This is a genomic window from Cryptosporangium aurantiacum (assembly GCF_900143005.1).
Classification (GTDB): domain Bacteria; phylum Actinomycetota; class Actinomycetes; order Mycobacteriales; family Cryptosporangiaceae; genus Cryptosporangium; species Cryptosporangium aurantiacum.
Map to the genome: position 1 here is coordinate 846,416 of NZ_FRCS01000002.1, position 18,824 is coordinate 865,239.

Annotated in this window: 14 protein-coding genes, 1 tRNA gene and 1 riboswitch; of the genes, 5 read left to right on the top strand and 10 right to left on the bottom strand. The window is 71.1% G+C overall.

What is annotated here, in order from left to right:
- Positions 1-11 precede the first annotated feature (11 nt).
- On the bottom strand, positions 12-341 hold the full coding sequence (locus BUB75_RS10705; protein ID WP_143175130.1) for a hypothetical protein: 330 nt from the start codon (positions 339-341) through the stop codon (positions 12-14).
- A gap of 631 nt (positions 342-972) precedes the next feature.
- A tRNA-Ser gene (locus BUB75_RS10710) sits at positions 973-1,063 on the bottom strand.
- Between the two features lie 120 nt (positions 1,064-1,183).
- Between BUB75_RS10710 and BUB75_RS47010 the strand changes: the two genes are divergently transcribed.
- A complete protein-coding gene (locus BUB75_RS47010) occupies positions 1,184-2,413 on the top strand; it encodes an EcsC family protein (protein ID WP_218617420.1) in 1,230 nt (409 codons plus the stop codon).
- A 9-nt stretch (positions 2,414-2,422) separates the two neighbouring features.
- On the opposite strand, the gene BUB75_RS10720 is transcribed toward BUB75_RS47010, so the two are convergent.
- Entirely contained in the window at positions 2,423-4,207 is a 1,785-nt protein-coding gene (locus BUB75_RS10720; RefSeq protein WP_073255005.1) for a Na+/H+ antiporter, read from the bottom strand.
- A gap of 100 nt (positions 4,208-4,307) precedes the next feature.
- On the opposite strand from BUB75_RS10720, the gene BUB75_RS48460 reads away from it, so the two are divergent.
- Both BUB75_RS48460 and BUB75_RS10730 read left to right on the top strand, forming a co-directional pair.
- Entirely contained in the window at positions 4,308-4,565 is a 258-nt protein-coding gene (locus tag BUB75_RS48460; protein ID WP_073255008.1) for a UBP-type zinc finger domain-containing protein, read from the top strand.
- A gap of 90 nt (positions 4,566-4,655) precedes the next feature.
- A complete protein-coding gene (locus tag BUB75_RS10730) occupies positions 4,656-6,458 on the top strand; it encodes an enoyl-CoA hydratase-related protein (RefSeq protein ID WP_084740714.1) in 1,803 nt (600 codons plus the stop codon).
- Positions 6,459-6,550: 92 nt separating this feature from the next.
- Here BUB75_RS10730 and BUB75_RS10735 read toward each other — a convergent pair whose 3' ends face one another.
- From BUB75_RS10735 to BUB75_RS10750, 4 genes are all read right to left on the bottom strand, one after another.
- Positions 6,551-6,910: a hypothetical protein gene (locus BUB75_RS10735; protein ID WP_073255011.1), complete on the bottom strand. Its 360-nt coding sequence runs from the start codon at positions 6,908-6,910 to the stop codon at positions 6,551-6,553.
- Between the two features lie 82 nt (positions 6,911-6,992).
- Positions 6,993-7,979 carry an ABC transporter ATP-binding protein gene (locus tag BUB75_RS10740; protein ID WP_073255014.1) on the bottom strand — a complete coding sequence of 329 codons (987 nt, stop codon included), beginning with the start codon at positions 7,977-7,979 and terminating at the stop codon, positions 6,993-6,995.
- On the bottom strand, positions 7,976-9,571 hold the full coding sequence (locus BUB75_RS10745; RefSeq protein ID WP_073255017.1) for an ABC transporter permease: 1,596 nt from the start codon (positions 9,569-9,571) through the stop codon (positions 7,976-7,978). Before BUB75_RS10745 ends, BUB75_RS10740 begins: the two co-directional genes overlap by 4 nt.
- Entirely contained in the window at positions 9,547-10,602 is a 1,056-nt protein-coding gene (locus BUB75_RS10750; protein ID WP_073255311.1) for a thiamine ABC transporter substrate-binding protein, read from the bottom strand. Before BUB75_RS10750 ends, BUB75_RS10745 begins: the two co-directional genes overlap by 25 nt.
- A 70-nt stretch (positions 10,603-10,672) precedes the next feature.
- A riboswitch (TPP riboswitch) is annotated at positions 10,673-10,760 on the bottom strand.
- 77 nt (positions 10,761-10,837) lie between these two features.
- On the opposite strand from BUB75_RS10750, the gene BUB75_RS10755 reads away from it, so the two are divergent.
- The gene (locus BUB75_RS10755; RefSeq protein WP_073255020.1) at positions 10,838-12,577 is read left to right on the top strand and encodes a dynamin family protein; all 1,740 of its coding nucleotides are present in this window, start codon (positions 10,838-10,840) and stop codon (positions 12,575-12,577) included.
- On the top strand, positions 12,574-14,220 hold the full coding sequence (locus tag BUB75_RS10760) for a GTPase (RefSeq protein WP_073255023.1): 1,647 nt from the start codon (positions 12,574-12,576) through the stop codon (positions 14,218-14,220). Before BUB75_RS10755 ends, BUB75_RS10760 begins: the two co-directional genes overlap by 4 nt.
- Here the strand turns inward: BUB75_RS10760 and BUB75_RS48110 are convergent.
- The 3 genes from BUB75_RS48110 to BUB75_RS10775 form a co-directional block, all read right to left on the bottom strand.
- Positions 14,195-17,098 carry a S8 family serine peptidase gene (locus BUB75_RS48110; protein WP_073255026.1) on the bottom strand — a complete coding sequence of 968 codons (2,904 nt, stop codon included), beginning with the start codon at positions 17,096-17,098 and terminating at the stop codon, positions 14,195-14,197. The genes BUB75_RS10760 and BUB75_RS48110 overlap by 26 nt on opposite strands.
- 111 nt (positions 17,099-17,209) lie before the next feature.
- The gene (locus BUB75_RS10770) at positions 17,210-17,992 is read right to left on the bottom strand and encodes a DeoR/GlpR family DNA-binding transcription regulator (protein ID WP_073255029.1); all 783 of its coding nucleotides are present in this window, start codon (positions 17,990-17,992) and stop codon (positions 17,210-17,212) included.
- Between the two features lie 255 nt (positions 17,993-18,247).
- Positions 18,248-18,784: a YbhB/YbcL family Raf kinase inhibitor-like protein gene (locus BUB75_RS10775; protein WP_073255314.1), complete on the bottom strand. Its 537-nt coding sequence runs from the start codon at positions 18,782-18,784 to the stop codon at positions 18,248-18,250.
- Positions 18,785-18,824 lie beyond the last annotated feature (40 nt).

The following is an 18,824-nucleotide window of genomic DNA, read 5'->3' on the forward strand; positions in this document are numbered from 1 at the left end:
ATCAACCTCGCTCAGGAAAATGCGACCGCCAGTCCGTATGCCACAGCACCGGACGCAGTTGCTATCGCCGCCCACAGGCCGAATTGGCGAGACTTGTAGATGTCGAACACCGTGTAGAAAGAGATCCCGCCGAGCACACCGCCGATAATGAGCAGGAGCACGCCTGGTGCGTACGCCCACGACGTCACCCCTGTGACGATCGAGATCGCGGCTACGACGCCGAGGATCCCCAAGCCGATAGACAGGGACGAGATGCTACGGCGGAGAGCCGTGATCGACGAGCTTTCGGTGATCGGGCTCAGGTGCTCCTGCATCACGTCCCGCAACGGCCGACGCTCCATGGAACTCTCCCCCTGTGCGCTCACATCTGTCCGGAACACTTCGGTACAGCGCGTCATCGCCGACGTTCAGATGAGTCACGTACGGACAGGGTCACATGGTTCAGCCATACCTGGGGCGCAAGAACGCCGTCGCCATACCACGTAGAGCGTCACTAATAGGGATTTCGGTGATGAGCCCACCTATTTGCTGTCACCGTTCGCGGCACTCCCCGGGCTCATGCGTTCGGAGTTACGCAAGAGGTGGCACGAGGCCGATGAACTCCGACTCCACCTCTTCGCCAGGCCGCGCGGGTAAGGGGCGCGGTCTCGTAGATGGGCATGTCGCTGGCGTTTGTGGACGAAGAACAGCAGGTCCGGTGAGCCGTCGCGCGCGCTTGACCGCGGCCCATGTGCTGACCTTCGCCGCCTGCGCTCGGCGCGCTTCCCCGGCGTGGCCCTCTCCGTCGATGCTTGCGTCGGGACAGGAGGAAGCCAACGCCAGAGCGCCGACCGCGGGCACTCCCGCAACACCGTGACCGAGCGGTACACACACGACGCCGCCAAGCTAATGGGCCACGTGCTGCGGGAATAACTCTGAGTCCCAGACGCACGACAGCTCGTATGCGCCGAAGTGCATACGAGCTGGTGGGAGCGGAGGCTGAGGGATTTGAACCCTCGATGGGGGGTAAACCCCAAACCGCATTAGCAGTGCGGCGCCATAGACCGGACTAGGCGAAGCCTCCCGGGGCCTGTGCCAGGCCACCTGGCGTCCGAGGATACAGGGACCGGTTCGCCGGGAGCAAAGCAGTAGGCGGGTCCGCGCGGCGGCGGGCTCGACGGGGGTACGTACGCTCGGAGGTGCTATGGACGACACCACGCGCCGCCCTGAGTCCGCTACCCCGAACCCCACTCGAGTCTTGCCTGCCGACGAGGTGCCGACCGTGGTCACCCCCGTCGACCGCACGCCTCCCGCGCCACCCCAGGCCCCGTCACCGGCCGCCCCGGGGAACGAAGCTCAGGCGCCCTCGGCGCCTGCCTGGGGTTCGGTCGCGACGACCGATCGGAGCTCGGCCGAGGGCGCATCACCTACGACGGACGGCCAGAACGGCCAGAACGATCGAGGCGCCCAGGACGGCCGACCCGCTGCTGACGGTCAGCGGGCCGCGGACACGCGGAACGCGCCGGACGGCGAGCGCGCCCACGGTAGCCCGAACGGGTCGCACGATCAGGACTCGAGCGGCTCCGAGATTCCGAGCGCCCCGGCGTGGGAGGCGGCTGCTCCCGTCTGGGGGTCCAACGCGCCGCAGGACCCCGGCACCGACGTCATCATGATGGTGCCGCCCGCGGGTATGAGCCCGGACGCTGCCCAAGCCACCGCCGGCACCGGCGAGATCCCGAACGCCATCCCGGCGAGTCTGCTCGCCCGGATGAAAGCAGACCCTACCCACGCGCCCGAGTTTCTCGCGCTCGCCGCGGTTGAGCGGTTCGGCCCCGAGGCCGCGCTGTGGATGGCTCGGACCCGTGCCGCGCACCCGTACGTCGCCGACCGGGTCTGGGTCCCCGTCATCAAGACCCGGTTCGTCCGGCTGAGCAAGTACTCCGGCGCAGCCGCAGGCGCTGCCGGTGCGATCGGCGCGGTCGTGGATGTGGGCGTTCTGGCCTGGAACCAGGCTCGGATGGTGCTGCACATCGCCGCAGCGCTCGGTTACGACCCGACGCACCCGGACCGGGCGGCCGAGTTGCTCGTCATCCGCGGGTTGCAGCCCGCGGTGGACGCCGCCCGCACGGCGATCGACGTCGCGCGTCGGCAGCAGGACCCGACGGCGCTCACCAAGCACCTTCCGGACCGCATCCGTAACTTCGGCTCCGGGGCGGGCCGTGCCTACAGCGAGCTGGCTTGGCAGCTGGCGCGCATGGCGGGGCTGGCCGCGGTCAAGAAGATGGCGATGAAGTTCGTGCCGTTCGCGGGTGTGCCGCTGGGGGCGATGGCCAACTCCAGCGCGACGAAGAAGCTCGCCGACGACGCGCTCAAGTACTACACGACGCATCACCCGCCGAGGGCCCTGCCGCCGGCGCCGCCGCCGGCGCAGTAGCCCTCCAGCTCACGGCTTGGAGTCCGCCTCCGACTGCCGGTCGGAGGCGGCGGGCGATGCCCCCTCGACGGACGGTGCCGACCCGGACGGCCCCGAACCGGACGGTGCCGACCCGGAGGACGCACCCGACCCGGACGACGCACCCGACCCGGACGGCGACGGTTCCGCGGACGCAGCAGGACGCGACGGCGCGTGCGGCGCCGGGTCCTCGTGCCGTCCGAGCATCGTCTCCTCGAGGTCGAGCTCCCGCACCATCTCCCGCATCACCTCGTCATCCAGCTCCCCGAGGTTCCGCAGCCGGGTGAACGTCGACCGCTGGGCCTGCAGCATCTCCTGCCGCAGCCGACGGAACGCCGCACCAGGCGTCTCCTTTCCGCCGTGCGACAGCCCGCCGCCGAGTCGTTCCCACGCACTGTTCGCCCGGTACTCCGAGTAGTGCTTCAGGAGCCCCACGACCTCCGAAGGCGGCGGGTGCGGCGCCCGCACCACCAGCTCCTCCAGCCGCCCGGTCGCCGCCCGCGCGGCCTGGTGCTGCGCGTTCGCCTCGGCCAGCCGGTCGTTCATGTCGTCGCCACCGCTGACACCCAGCCGCCGGATCAACGCGGGCAGCGTCAATCCCTGGATCACCAGCGTGCCGAACACGACCACGAACGTCAGCCAGAGAATCAAGCCTCGCTGCGGGAAGTCGTGCGCCAGCGCGAACGCCGCCGCGAGCGAGACGACACCGCGCATCCCGGCCCACGAGTTGACCGTGGGTGTCGGCCAGTAGGGCGATGGTGTTCGCGCCCGCACAGCGGGTGATATCCAGCGAACCAGATACGACGACGGGAACACCCAGAGGAACCGGCCCACGATCGTCACGCCCAGGATCGCCGCCGACCACCAGATGACCGACCCGGTGTCCTGCCCCTCCAACTCGGCGATCACGGCGGGCAGCTGCAGACCGATCAACGCGAACACGATCGACTCCAGGACGAAGTCGATCACCTCCCAGTTCGCGTCGGCCTGGAGGCGGGCCTGCGGCGTCGTGTCGGTCGCGGTGTTGCCGAGGTAGAGCCCGGTGATCACCACCGCCAGCACCCCGGACGCGTGGACGCTCTCGGCCGCGAGGTAGACCGCGAACGGCACCACCAAGTTCAGCGCGTTCTCCAGCACCGGCGATTCGATCCGCCTGCGCACCTGTCGCAGCAGGTAGCCGAGCAGCCCACCGATGACGACGCCCCCGCCGGCGGCCAGCAGGAACATCCCGCCGCCCTCCAGCAGCGTGATGCCACCGGCGGCAGCGGCCACCGCCGCGCGGTACGCGGTCAGCGCGGTCGCGTCGTTCACCAGGCTCTCGCCCTGCAGCACCTGCAGGTAGCGCCGGGGCATGCCGAGCTCGCGGCCGACCGCGGTGGCCGCCACCGCGTCCGGCGGCGCAACGATCGCCCCGAGCGCGAACGCGGCCGCCAGCGGCATGTCCGGGATTAGCGCCCACGCTGCCACGGCGACCAACACCGTGCTGAACAGCGTGTAGCCGACCGACATCAGCAGGATCGGCCGTTTGTTCAACCGGAAGCCGCGAGCCGAACTCCGCCAGGCCGCTGAGTAGAGCAGCGGCGGGAGGAACAGCGCCAGAACGAGCTCGGGGTTCAGCGTGTAGTCCGGGATGCCCGGCAGATACGACACGCCCAACCCGACGAGCACGAGCAGAATCGGGGGCGAAATCCGCAGTTTCCGGGCTAGACCGGCAACGAATGCCGCCCCGATGATCAGCCCGAACACCGCCACCAGATCTGCGGTCTCGAAATGCACCTGACCCCCCTCGTGAACCGACCTGCCGGTCGCCGCCCCCATCGTGCCAGCCACCGCTCCGACCACCGGGAACAATGGGTGGAGCGATCAAGGAGGCACGTTGGCAATCTGCACACATCTCGCCGAAGCGAAGGAAACGCCGCCGCAGGGTAATGGCTGCAAAGAATGTCTAGAAATCGGCTGGCGCTGGGTACATCTCCGCACCTGCCTGGAGTGTGGACATGTGGGGTGTTGCGACTCATCCCGTGGTAAGCACGCGACCGCACATTTCCACGAGGAGAAGCACCCCGTGGTGCAGTCCGCCGAGCCGGGCGAGAGCTGGAAATGGTGCTACGTGGACGAGGCACTGGCTCCGTAAGAAAGCCCCGTTAACGGACATGTTGGGGGCGTTGTCGCAGGTCAGGGCAGCGCCCCCCACAGCACCAGACAACAGGGCACACTAACCCGCATGCGTAGTCTTCTGCTTACTTTCCGTAGAAGAAGCAACAGCCGCCCCAAAACACAACCCAAGCAAAGCCCGCGTTCGTTACGGATCCTGCTGCTCGTCTCGTCGTTCAACGGGCTGACCCAGCGCGTCTGGTGCGCGCTCCGGGACCAGGGCCACACGGTGGCCGTGGAATTCGCCCGCGACGCGGAATCGATAGCCGACGCGGCCCGACGCGCCGACCCCGAGCTGATCCTCTGCCCGTTCCTCAAGGAGCGCGTCCCCACGGAAGTATGGCAGAAGTGGACGACAGTGATCATCCACCCAGGTCCCGTGGGCGACCGCGGCCCGTCCAGCCTCGACTGGGCGATCACCGAAGGCCGGAGCGAATGGGGCGTCACCGCGCTCCAAGCCGTCGAGGAGATGGATGCCGGCCCGGTGTGGGCCACCCGCACGTTCTCGATCCCGATCGATCCACCGACAAAATCGAGCCTCTACAACGGTCCGGTCACCGACGCCGCGATGAGCTGCATCGAAGAGGTCCTCGCCAAGATCTCCGACCCCGACTTCCGCCCCACACCTCTCGAACGGTTGGCGAAGACGCACGTCCGCCCCACGATGCGCCAGACCGACCGGGCGTTCTCCTGGGACGACCCCGCCGAGGCCATCGTCCGGAAGATCCGCGCCGCGGACGGTGCGCCGGGCGTCCGCACGGAGATCGCCGGGGTAGGGGTCTGGGCTTTCGACGCGCACATCGGCCCGCGTCAGTCGGACCCGCCCGGCACGGTCGTCGCGTGCCGCGACGGAGCCGTGCTGGTCGCTGCCGGAACCGGCAGCGTGTGGCTGGGCCACCTAAAGAGCATTCCGGACGACGCCGAGCGCGCCACCAACGGCGTCAAACTGCCCGCCGCCCTGGTACTCGGCGACCACCTGCCGGAAGGGCTGACCGCGCCGACCCCGGCGGCAGCAACCGTCGAGCACTGCGGACCCGGCCGAATCCACTACGTACGCCGCGGCGAGGTCGGGTACGTCATCCTCGACTGCTACAACGGCGCGCTCTCCACCGAAGGCTGCAACCAGGCCCTGCACGTGCTCCGCCACGCGATCCGGCAGGACACGCTGGCGATCGTGCTGCGCGGCGGCTCCGGACCGTTCTGCAACGGCATCGATCTGAACAGGATCGAAGCCACTGTGTCGCCGGCCAACCCGGCCGCCGAGGCCTGGGCGAACATCACCGCGATCAACGACGTCTGCCGCGAGCTCATCATGTGCCGCAGCCAGGTGACGATCGCCGCGTACAGCGGCAGCGCCGGTGCCGGCGGTGTGATGCTGCCGCTCGGTGCGGACCTGGTCGTCGCCCGCGACGGCGTTGTGCTCAACCCGTTTTACGAGATGGGCCTCACCGGCTCTGAGTTGCACACCTACACGCTGCCCCGCCGGGTCGGCCCGGATGCGGCCAAGCGGCTGCTCAGCGAGAAGCTGCCGGTCGGCGTGGCCGAGGCCGAGCGTCTGGGGATGGTCGACGAGGTCGGCCCGCGGGATCCGGGCCCGTTCGGCAACTGGCTGCACGAGGTGGCGCTGCGGTACCGCGACGAGGCCCTGCGGGAGCGGACGCTGCGGCGGAAGGCCAACGTCCTGGACCGGGATCTCAGCGTCCGGCCGCTGGACGCCTACGAGGCGCGCGAGCTGGGCGAGATGGCACAGGACATGTTCGACGACCGGCACGGTTTCGACGCCGCGCGGCGGGCGTTCGTCCGCAAGGAGCCACCGACCCGCACACCGGCCCGGCTGGCGCTGCACCGCGCTCCGGGCTTCGTCCGGCACTGAGACACACCCCTGCGCGAAGACCTACCGCCGTGAGAAAACGGCGGTAGGTCTTCGCGCAGGGAGGGGGAACCTTTCGCGCTACGACGCGCGGGTCACGCGGGACGCTGGACGGCGGCCAGCGTTGCTTCCCAGTCGATTGCGACGGCGTTGGCGTCACTCGGAAGCACCCGGACGGCCACGCGCGCCCCGGGGAAGATCAGCGGTACCGCAGCCGACGGCACCGGGTTGCCGATGCGCACCTCGTACGCGTCGGCGTCCGGGCGAGCGACGTTCAGCACGAACTCGTACAGGCTGACGCCGTAGGGGGTGCGCATACCGAGCGAGCCGCTGGCCACGATCGTCGCCTCCGCTGGCGCACCCGACTCCAGCAGGTCGGCCGTGCTCGGCCCGCCGGCGTGATCGGATGGAGCGTCGTCGATGTCGTTCACGTTCTGTTCAGCGAAAGGTCCCATGGCCAGGGACCGTACAAACGTTGCTGGATTATGTCGTCGGAACTGACGCGCACCCGTCAGTGCCGTCTGTACCCGGAACGCCTCACTCGGGCGACTCGCGGGGAAGAACGACGATCTGCGCCGGGTCGAGGCGTACCGAAACCTCGTCGCCGGGCTCCGGCGCGGTGGCCGGTGGGCAGTGCGCTTTCAGCGGTGGTGCGCCCGGTATCGCCAGCAGGATGTCGACTCGCTCCCCCGCGAAAGTCGCCACTTCGACCTTGCCCATGGCGTCCCCGGAAGTGGGAGTGAGCAGTACCCCGGCGGGCCGGACCAGGATCCGTTCGCCGGCGAAAGCCGGCGGGACCGCACCCCACGGCGTCGACGCGCCACCGTCGACGTCCACGATGTTCGTGAACCCCAGGAAGCGGGCGACGAACTCGGACGCGGGTTGCTCCCAGATCTCGCGCGGCGTCCCGATCTGGGCGATCCGCCCTTCGGTCATCACGACGACTCGGTCGGCGAGCGCGAACGCCTCGCGCTGGTCGTGGGTGACCGCCAGGACGGTGGTGCCGAGGCGGACGAACAGACGGCGGAGCTCCACCACCAGCCGTTCGCGCAGTTCCCGGTCGAGCTGGCCCAGCGGCTCGTCGAGCATCAGTAGTTTCGGCGACGGCGCCAGCGCGCGGGCCAGCGCCACCCGCTGCTGCTCACCACCGGAGAGCGTGTCGACCCGCCGCCGACCCGCGTCCGGGAGGCCGACGAGCCCCAGCAGCGAGCCGATGTCGGCCCGCGAATTACCGAAGCGGATGTTGCCCGCCACGTCCCGGTGCGGGAACAGCACGTGGTCCTGGAACATCAGCCCGACGCCACGGCGGTGCGGCGGGACGCGCGTGACGTTGACGTCGTCCAGGCGGACGGTTCCGGAGGACGGCTCCTGCAGTCCGGCCACGACGCGCAGCAGCGTGCTCTTCCCGCTCCCGCTCGGACCGAGGACGGCGACGACCTCATGGTCGGCGACCTCGAGATCAACGTCCAAAAGTGCATTCTTGTTGCCGAAACGGACCGACACGCCAGCGACCGACAGGCTCACAGCTCTCCTCCGGCATTACTCGGCCGCAGCCGGTCGAGCACGATCAGCGTCGTCGCGCAGACGACCATCAATATCGTGGCCAACGCCATCGCCTGACCGCTGTTGACCGCTCCCGGCCGACCCAGCAGCTGAGCGATCGCCACCGGGATCGTCGGGCTGTCGGCGCGGGCGATGAACACGGTCGCGCCGAACTCGCCGAGCGAGATCGCAAACGCGAACCCCGCGGCGGCGGCCAGCGGACGCCAGACCAACGGAGCGTCGACGCGCCACCAGACCCGCAGCGGTGTCGCGCCGAGCACCGCACCGGCCTCACGGAGCCGGTTGTCGATCGCCCGCAGTACCGGCAACACCGCACGGACCACGAACGGCACCGCCACCAGCGCCTGCGCGCACGGCACCAGCAGAGCCGAGTCCCGCAGGTCGAGCGGTGGCTCGTCGAGCGCGATCAGGAACCCGAAACCGACCGTCACCGCGGATGTGCCGAGCGGCAGCATCAGCAGCAGCCCGAACCCTCCGCTCAGCCGCCCCGGACGCACCAGCACGACCGCGGCACAGACGCCGACCAGCACCGCGATCGCGGTCGCGGCGATCCCGTACCGCAGCGAGGTCAGCACGGTCTCCCAGGCCGGTACCGGCAGCGTGCTCGACGTGTCCGAGTGCGCCAGCGCCCGCCAGTACGTGAGGCCGTAGCCGTCCGCGGTCGCGAACGACCGCTCGACCAGCACGGCCAGCGGCGTCATCAGGAGACCGACCAGCGCCACGAGGTTGACGCCGACGAACGCCCACTCGGCCGGGCCGCGCGGGCGCCTGGGCGTCGGTTCGGCCAGCCGCGCGGCCCGCTGCCGCCCGGTGAGCAGCCCGTCCACGAGCAGCAGCACGGCCACCGCCGCGAACTGCACCAGCGAGAGCACCGCCGCGCCGGAGAGGTCGAGCTGGTAGACCGTCCGGCGGTAGATCTCGACCTCGAGCGTCGCGTACTCCGGGCCGCCGAGGATCTGCACGATGCCGAACGACGTGAACGTGAACAGGAACACCACCGACGACGCCGCGGCGATCGCGGGCCGCAGCGCCGGAAGGGTCACCCGCAGAAACGTGGAGAGCCGCGACGCGCCGAGTACCCGGGCGGCCTCCTCCTGCCGACGGTCGAGCTGCGCCCAGACGCTGCCGACGATCCGCACCACGACCGCGTAGTTGAAGAACACGTGCGCGGCGAGGATCGCCCAGACCGTCCGGTCGAGTTCGACGCCGAGCAGCCCGTCCGGGCCGATCAGCGCGAGGAACGCCGCCCCGACGACGACGGTCGGCAGCACGAACGGCACCGTGACCAGCGCCTTCAGCAGCGCCCGCCCGGGCAGGGCGAAACGGGCGAGCATCGCCGCGCCGGGCAGCGCGATCAGCACGGTGAGCACGGTGGAGGCCGTCGCCTGCCAGACCGTGAACCAGAGCACGCTGCGCACGCCCGGATCGGTCAGCAGCTCGCCCGGCGCGCCCTCACCGAGCCCGAGGCTCAGCAGGGACGCGACCGGATAGGCGAAGAAGACCGCGAGGAAGGCGAGCGGAACGACGCTCAGCGCAAGACGGCGTTTGTCCACTCGTCGATCCACGCTTCACGGTTCTTGGTGATCTGGTCGGCGGGGAGCGTCAGCGGCTTCGCGGGAACCGCAGCGTACTTCGTGAACTCGGCCGGCAGCGGCGTGCCGTCGACCGCGGGGAACACGAACATCTGCAGCGGGACGTCCTTCTGGAACGCCGGCGAGAGCAGGAAGTCGAGCAGCTTCTTCCCGTTCTCCGGGTTCTCCGCGCCGTCCAGCAGACCGGCGTACTCGACCTGGCGGAAGCAGGTGTCGGTGACCACCGCCGTCGGCGCGTCGGCCGGCTTCTTCTCCGCGTAGACGACCTCGGCGGGCGGGCTGGACGCGTACGAGACGACCAGCGGCCGGTCGCCCTTGCCCTGCGAGCCGATCGTGAAGCGCTGCTGGTAGGCCTCCTCCCAGCCGTCAACGACCAGGGCGCCGTTCGCCTTCAGCTTCGTCCAGTAGTCCTTCCAGCCGTCCTCGCCCTCGGTAGCGATGCTGCCGAGCAGGAACGCGAGCCCTGGCGAGGACGTCGCCGGGTTCTCGACCACGAGCAGGTCCTTGTAGGCGGGCTTCAGCAGGTCGGCGTAGCTGGCCGGGGGCGCGATCTTCTTGCCGGCGAACCAGGCCTTGTCGTAGTTGACGCAGACGTCGCCGTAGTCGACCGGGGTGGCCTTGCCATCGGTGCCCTGCGTCAGCGCGGCCGGGACGCCGTCGAGACCCTTCGCCTCGTACTCGGTGAAGATGTCGGCGCCGACCGCCCGGGACAGAAACGTGTTGTCGACGCCGAACAGCACGTCGCCCTGCGGGTTGCCCTTGCTCAGCACGGCCTTGTTCACCAGCGCGCCGGCGTCGCCGCTGCGGAGGACCTTCACGGTCAGGCCGCTCTGCTTCTTGAAGTCGGCCAGCACCGCGTCGCTGACCGCGAACGACTCGTGGGTGACGAGCGTGACGGTCTTGGACTCGGTCTTGGTGTCGTCGTCCGACGACGAGCACGCCGCGAGTGCCGCGACTAGTAGTACAGCGGTAAGTAAACGTGGGGTGCGCATCCGGTTTCCTCCGGAGTCGAGCACCGGGATGAGCCGTTGGGGCGTGAAGTGTTCCGGCGAAGCGCCGGTTCTCCCTCCGCTGGCATTACCCAGAGCAGGTTCCACGGGTCGGCGACGCGATGGTCGCCCTCTCAGCCCGGCTGACCCGAGCTCCCCGGTGGACGGCTGACCGCCCACGACGCCGATCCTAACCGCGAGTGGTTGAGGTGCCCCCATTGCGGTCACTACCTCGGGCATGGACGGTCCACGGCTCGCCGACGCGCTGGAGGCGCTGCGCGCCTCGGTGGCCCGGGTCCGGCTCGGTCTGGCGGTGGTGGACGCCGAGGGCGCCCGCCGGTCGCAGTCCGAGCTCGTCGGTCAGGTGGACGACTATCTGCTGCCGAGGTTGCGCCAGCTGGACGCCCCGATGCTGGTCGCGGTCGGCGGCTCCACCGGGGCCGGCAAGTCGACGTTGGTGAACACGCTGGTCGGGGCCGAGGTGACGAAGGCCGGGTGGCTCCGGCCGACGACCCGCGCGCCGGTGCTCGTCTGCCACCCGGACGACGTCGGGTGGTTCGAGACCGACCGCATCCTGCCGGGGCTGTCGCGGACGACCGGGCGGCCTTCCGGGTCGGGTTCCGGGCCGGATGCCGACGCGGGTGCGCGCACGCTGCAGCTGGTGCCGCATGACGCCGTACCGCAGGGGCTCGCGCTGCTGGATCCGCCGGACATCGACTCGGTCGTCGCCGAGAACCGGGATTTGGCCGGTCAGCTGCTGGCCGCCGCGGACCTCTGGATCTTCGTCACCACCGCCGCCCGCTACGCCGACGCCGTCCCCTGGGACCTCCTGCACACCGCAGCCCAGCGCACCACCGCACTCGCGATCGTCCTCAACCGGGTGCCGCCCGAGGGTGTCAAGGAGATCGGCGACCACCTCCGTTCGATGCTCGCCGCCGAGCACCTCGGCGACACCGCCGTGTTCGCGATCCCCGAGGTCGAGCTGGAAGCCGAGCGCATCCCGGATGCGCAGATCGCCCAGCTGGGCATCTGGCTGGACGATCTCGCGGCCGACGCCGACGCCAGGGACGCGGTCATCCGCACGACGCTGACCGGGGCACTGACCAGCCTCCACGACCGCGTGACCGGCCTCTCCGACCAGCTGGACCAGCAGTTGCGAACCGCAGGCGAGCTACGCGGCCAGGCCGCCGAGCGCTACGAGGCCGCAGTGGACGCCGTCGACGAGGGCGTGCGCAGCGGCACCGTGCTGCGCGGCGAGGTGCTGGCCCGCTGGCAGGAGTTCGTCGGCACCGGCCAGTTCACCCGCAACCTGGAAGCCAAGATCGGGGCGCTCCGCGACCGGGTCACCGCGTTTTTCACCGGCCGCCCGCCAGCCGCCGAGGCCGTGGAGCACGCCGTCGAGGGCAACCTGCACGCGCTCGTGCGGGCGGCGTCCGACCGGGCTGCCGAGCAGACCACCGAGTTGTGGCGGTCCAGCCCCGCCGGGCGCGCGCTGATCCGCGACGAGCTGCGGCGGTCGTCGGCCGAGTTCGGGCCCCGCCTGGAGCACGAGATCCGCGCCTGGCAGGAGCGGGTGCTCGACCTGGTCCGGGACGAAGGCGGCCACCGCCGGAGCGTCGCGCGGCTGACGTCGTTCGGCGTGAACGGCGCCGGGCTGGTCCTGATGCTCGCGGTGTTCGCCCAGACCGCCGGCCTCACCGGCCTGGAGGTCGTGGTTGCGGGTGGGACGTCCGCGGTCAGCCAGAAGGTGCTCGAGGCGATCTTCGGCGACGCCGCGGTCCGGACCCTCGCGGCCCGGGCTCGCGACGACCTGCTGACGACCGTCGAAACGCTGTTGGACGACGAGCAGCAGCGGTTCTCGGAGCGGGTGGACGCCGTAGCGCCCACCGCTGACGAGACGACGGCGCTCCGTGACGCGCTGGCCGAGTTCGAGACCGCGCTGCGCTCGTACCTGCGGCAACCGGGGCTGGTGCGATGACACTGCTCGCCCGATCGGCCGCCGAACCCGCGCTCGCGCCGCGTCTCGCCGCGCTCGACCGGATCGTCGCGCTCGGCCCCGCGCGGCTCGACCCGGACGCGCTGGCGACCGCCGAGCGGCTGTCCGGTAAGGCCGCCCAGCGGCTGCGGCTCGGAGCCGAGCACACGGTCGTCGCGCTGGCCGGCACCACGGGGAGCGGCAAGTCGTCGCTGTTCAACGCGCTGGTGGGCACGGAGCTGGCGGCGACCGGCCTGCGTCGCCCGGTGACGTCGACGGCCCAGGCGGCGATCTGGGACCCGGACGGTGCTGCGCCGCTGCTCGACTGGCTGGGCGTCCAGCGTCGGCACCACCTGGGTGACGAGGGTGCCGATGATTTGGCCGGGCTGGTGCTGCTCGACCTGCCGGATGTCGATTCGGTGAAGGTGAACCACCGGCTCGAGGTCGACCGGCTGGTGGAGCTCGTCGACCTGGTGATCTGGGTCGTCGACCCGCAGAAGTACGCCGATTCGGCGTTGCACGACCACTACCTGCGCCCGCTGCGCACGCACGCCGACGTCACGGTCGTGGCGTTCAACCAGATCGACCGGGTGCCCACCACGGCCCGCGACGGCGTGCTGGCCGACCTGCGTGGGCTGCTGCAGCGGGAAGGGCTGGACGGCGTGCCGGTGCTACCGGTCTCCGCACGGACCGGGGACGGGGTGCCCGCGCTGCGCTCCCGGCTGGTCGACGCGGTGGCCGCGCACGAGGCGTCGGTACGGCGGCTGAACGCCGACCTGCGTGCACTCGGCGACGAGCTGGAACCGGTCTGCGGCCCGTCCGGAGCCTCGGACGTCGACCGGGCCGACCGGGCGGCCGTGATCGGTGCGCTGACCGAGGCCTCCGGTGCGGACGCCGTCGCGCTGGCCGTCGCCCGCACCCACCGCAGCCGGACCAGGGCCGCGACCGGGTGGCCGATGACCCGCTGGCTGGCGCGGGTGCGTCCGAGCGCGGCGACGCGTCTCGGGCTGCCGGGTGCGCGGCTGGGTTCAGGTCCGGACAACCCGAGCGAACTCGTCCGCACCGCACTCCCGGGCCCCTCGGCTGTGCAGCAGGCCCGAGTCGACACCGCACTCCGGAACCTCGTGGACCGCACCACCGCGGGTCTACCCGATCCGTGGCCGACGGTCCTGACCCGCGCCGCCACCGGCCGCCGTGAACAACTCCCCGACCTGCTCGACCGCGCGGTCGCCGGTGCTGACCTGGGCCTGGCTCGGCGCCCCCGCTGGTGGGCGCTGATCCGAGTCGTGCAGAACCTGTTGGCGCTGACCGCGCTGGCCGGCGCACTCTGGCTGATCGGCCTGTTCGTCCTGGACTGGTTCCGGCTGCCCGAGCCGCCACTGCCGGATCTCGAAGCGGGCGGGTGGGACGTTCCGGTGCCCACCGCGATGCTGCTGGGTGGCGTCGTCGTCGGGTTGATCCTGGGTTTCCTCAGCGCGCGTCTCGGGGCGTTCGGTGCGCGGCGGCGGGCAGCGCTCGCCCGGCGTCGGATCCGGAGCCGGGTGGAGCAGGTGGCGGCCGAGGCCGTGCTCGAACCGGTTGCCGCCGAACTCTCGGCTCGCGGCGAGCTGTGTACGGCGATCAGTCGCCTACGGGCCCGTCGCTGACCCCGGTACGTCCGCTCACCAGCGTCGTCGCCTCGCCTGTCCCCCCGTCGGACCAGACGATCCGACCGAGCCATCGCCCGGGGCCAGTGGGTCGAAGGCCACTCAGCCGCAGCGGCGTCCCCGTGTTCACCGACCGCTCCGCGGCGGGCGCACCGTCGGAGACCAGGTACGAATCCATCCGGACCGGCAGCGGCCCGGAGCCCGGCGCCGCGATCAACCGGACGTACACGTCGTACCGGCCCGCTTCCGGTGTCGACAAATCAACCCGCTCATCGGCAGCCGATCCGCCGCTGCGCCCCACCCGCTCGCCGTCCCGGAACACCACGAGGTCCAAGTCGGTGCCGATCGGGTGGTCTTCGGCGTCGGTGGCGAAGCGGGCCAGCGCAGTGCCCTCCGGCACGGTCACGGTGAACCGCGCGACCTGGTCGGACGCCTCGGGAGCGGAAGCATCGAAGCGCGACGACTTCCCGGTCACCCGCAGCCTGGTGGTGTGCCCGACCGCAGGCACCGGCCCGGCGATCCGAGCACTGAGCCTGCCGGTGAAGCCGGGGACGACGGTGAGCGTGCCGCCGAGCTGCACCGCCTGCGGTGCGGCGACGACAACCGGCGTGACCGCGACCGGCATCCGCACCCGGTGGACACCGTCCGACCAGGTGATCGCCCCGACCGCCAGCTGGTCGTACGGGGCCGAGATCCGATGCGCGGTCACCGTGAACCGGGCCGTCTCTCCCGGTCGGAGGGTCAGCCGGGCCGGGCTGACCGCCACGTCGACGCCGGGTGGCTCGTCCACGCGTGCCACGTACTCCGCGGTGGTGTCCCCGACGTTCGTCACGGTCCGCCGTACGGTCCGGACGCCTGCCAGCGCACCGATCACCACCGCGGGAGTGTTCTGCGCGCTGTACGGCGCGGTGGCGGCCGCCGCCGAGTCGAAGATCAGGCCGGGCTCCAGCGCCTGTCGCACCGACAGCGCGCCCGACCCGTACTCGGCCGGCCCGGCGATCTCGCCACCCTGGGTAGTGATCGGCGTTCCGGCGGCGTCCCTGGTCGTCGCCGAGGTCAGCAGCGCGGACTTCACCGCGGCGGGCGACCAGCGCGGGTATCGGCTCCGCAGCAGTGCCGCCGCGCCCGCAACCTGGGGTGCGGCGACCGAGGTACCGGAGCGGAGCCCGAACGGCGTACCGGTCCGGGCGGGCGGGACCGCGGCGACAACGTCGGTGCCCGGCGCCATCAGGTCGGGCGCCAGCGAGTCGCCGTCCGGGCCGCGTGCGGAGTACTCGGCGACCTCGGGGCGCGTGACGCCGGTCGAGCGCATCCGCGCGGGTTCGAGCGCGGCGGTCGGACGCGACGACCGGATGTAGTCCCGCAGCCGCTGGTAGGCGCCGTTGTCGACGTGGACGGCCGGGACCGCGTGCACGTCGGCGGCGAGTTCGTCGACGTTCGGGTTCGCGAGCACCATGCCGACGCCGCCCGCCCGCGCGACCTCGGCGCTCTTCTCCACCCGGCCGTTGCCGCCCCGGAGGCAGAGCACGATCCGGCCGCGGATCTTCGCCGGATCGAGCGACTGCCGCCGGCACTGCTGGGCCGAGGTCTTCCGGACGCCGGGCGCGGCAGCGTCGGCGGCGTCAGCCAGGGGCCGCTGCGAGGTTCCGGTGCCGAGGCCCACACCGGTGAGGCGGGTGCCGTCCCCGAGCCGCACGCCGGCCACCGGACGCCGGTCGTAGGTTCCGGCGGCGACCGTGGTGAGCCATGGCTTGCCGTGGGCGGTGTCGGCGGCCGGTCCGCCGTTGCCTGCCGAGGTGGCGACGAACGTCCCGGCCTGCGCGGCCCGGTACAGGGCGGCCGCGAGCGGATCGTCGGCGGGCGAACCCCCGGACGCGCCCTCGATCGCCACGTTCAGCACATCGACGCCGTCGGCGACCGCCTGGTCCACAGCGGCGACCGTGTCGGACTCCGCGCAGGTCGCTTCCCCGTCGACGCGCCAGCAGGCCTTGTACGCCGCGATCCGGGCTGCAGGAGCCACCCCCGAGAGGGTGCCGAGCGTCGCCGGAACGCCGTCGGAGCCTGCGGCCACCGCCGCCGTGTGCGTGCCGTGCCCGTCGGAGTCGGCCGGTGAGCGGGGGTCGGACACGTCCGGCGTCTTCCGGCCGAGCCCGTCGAGGTACCAGCGGGCGCCGACCACCGCACCCCGGCAGCGGAACGACCCGACGATCCGCCCCGCCTCCAGCGCACTTCCGTCGCACCTGCCCCGGAACCGCGGAGCAGGCGGGCGCTTCCCGGCAAAACTCGGGTGGTCGGCCCAGATCCCGGAGTCGACGAACCCGATGACGGTCCCGGCGCCGGCTCGCGAGGGTCCGCCCAGCGGCGCCCAGGCTCCGCCCGGTCCGGGCAGCCCGAGGAACTCCGTGGTTCCGGCAGGCTCGACGGCGTCCAGCGTGTGAACGTCGTCCCGAATGACCGACCGGACACCCGGCAGCCGACGCGCGGCAGCCACCTGATCCGGGGTGAGCGCGGCGGCGAAGCCGTTGAGCGCCCACCGATAGGCGTACACCGGCCGCACGCCCGGCAGCCGGGCCAGTACTGCCCGGCGCTGCCGGTCCAGGTGGTCGCGGTACCGCCGGACGGCGTCCGAGTCCAGCGCGAGGCGCTGTCCCCGGCGCGGACGGGTACCGGCCAGCGGGTCGGCTCCGGTGGACCGGCCTCCGGCGTACGCGGCGATCGGCTCGTCCGCGAGTTGGACGACGTGCATGACTGCGGCGACGTCGTCCGCGAGAGGGGGCACCGGCGTGGCGACCGCACCCGACGTCCAGGCAAGCCCGAGCGCCAGTCCGGCCGAAGCCGCCCCGACCGGCCGGCAGACACCAGCCCAGGTCGCGGTCACCGTTGACGCCCGCCCCTCAGAGTTCTGCTCAGACAAGTACGAGCATACCCAAATAGGGCAAAGCACCCACCGTAGTTCTTCGGGAGGCCCCGGAGCCTCCCGAAGAGAGACCTACGCCGGCTGGTCGACCGGGACCGGAGGCGCCACGTGCACCCGCAGCCCTCGCGCGACCAGCGCGTCGAGCACGTCCTTCGTCACTTCCGAGTCGGTGATCACCGCGGTGATCGAACTCAGATCGGTGACCCGGTACTGCGAGACCCGCCCGAGTTTGGACGAGTCGGCCAGCACGTAGCGCTCGAAGCTGCGCGCGATCATGTGCCGCCGGACCGCGGCCTCACCCTCGTGACAGCCGGTCAACCCGGCCTGCGGGTGCACACCGCCCGCGCAAACCAGCGCGACGTCCGAGAAACCGCCGGCGAAGACTTGTTCGGCCTCCGGGCCGGAGACCGACAGCTCCTCCTCTCGGACCTGACCGGGCACCAACTGCACCCGGACGCCCGGATAGTCCGAGAGGTGCTGGGCCACATGGCCCGAGGTGGTGAGCACCGAACCGACCCAGTCGGCGGGTAATGCCTTCGCCGCCTCGTAGATCGTGGTGCCCATGTCGAACACGACCGTCTGCTGTGGCCGGAGTAGACGGATCGCGTAGCGGGCGATCGCACGCTTCGCCGGAACCCGGGAGGCGACTCGCCGCTCCCAGCTCTCCGATCGTTTCGGGGCCCGCGTGGCTCCTCCGTAAACACGGGTGAGTTCGCCACGGCGTTCCAACTCGTTCAGGTCGCGCCGAATGGTCTCGAGCGAGACGCCGAGTTGGTTGGCCAGGTCGTCCGCCCGCACCATGCCCCGCGTGCCCAGGGCGGTCACGATTTGCTGGCGGCGCTGTTCAGGGACCATCGCTCCTCGTCGGGGGAAGACGTCGGGAAACAGTGTGGACGCTGCCGAACCTCAATATTGCACAGCAGTCACACCCAAGGAGCCGATCAGCGATGTGGTCCGAGGCTCCGGCAGCACCCAGAAGCCCACCTCGACCGGCGGTGTCAGAGGGCCATCGTGCCTCAACAGTCCTCTCTGGACGATCCTAAGCCCCGACGTAAAGCGCTAACGCCAGGGGGCCGGGCACAAAATGTGCCCGGCCCCCTGACCTGCGTATCAGTGCCGGTAGGTCGGGACCAGCAGGCCCCGCGCGACGGTGTGGAACGCGAGGTTGAACGACACCACCGCCGGGGTGACGTCCGGCGTGACGTCAAGGGCCTCGATACCCACCGCGTGGACGACGAAGTAGTAGCGGTGAACCTGGTCACCGGGCGGCGGCGCCGCACCACCGTAGTTCCGAGTGCCGTAGTCGTTGCGGACGTGGAACGCCCCGCTGGGCAGGCTGCTGTCGTCGGCACCGGCGCCGGTCGCGAGCTCGGTCACCGAGGCCGGCAGGTTCACCGCGAGCCAGTGCCAGAACCCGGAAGGCGTCGGCGCGTCCGGGTCGAAGCAGGTCACCACGAAGCTCTTCGTCTCGGCCGGGAACCCCGACCAGGACAGCTGCGGCGAAACGTCCTGACCACCGGCGTCCTTGGCAACCTGCGCCAGGTCGAGCTGGGTATCCGCGGAAACGTCGGTACTCGTCACCGTGAATGACGGGACTGCGGGCAGCAACGCGTAGGGGTCGGGCGCCTGCGGACGGTCAAGCGACATGGTCTCCTCCTCGTCGATCGATCCGGGGAAACCCTGCCAC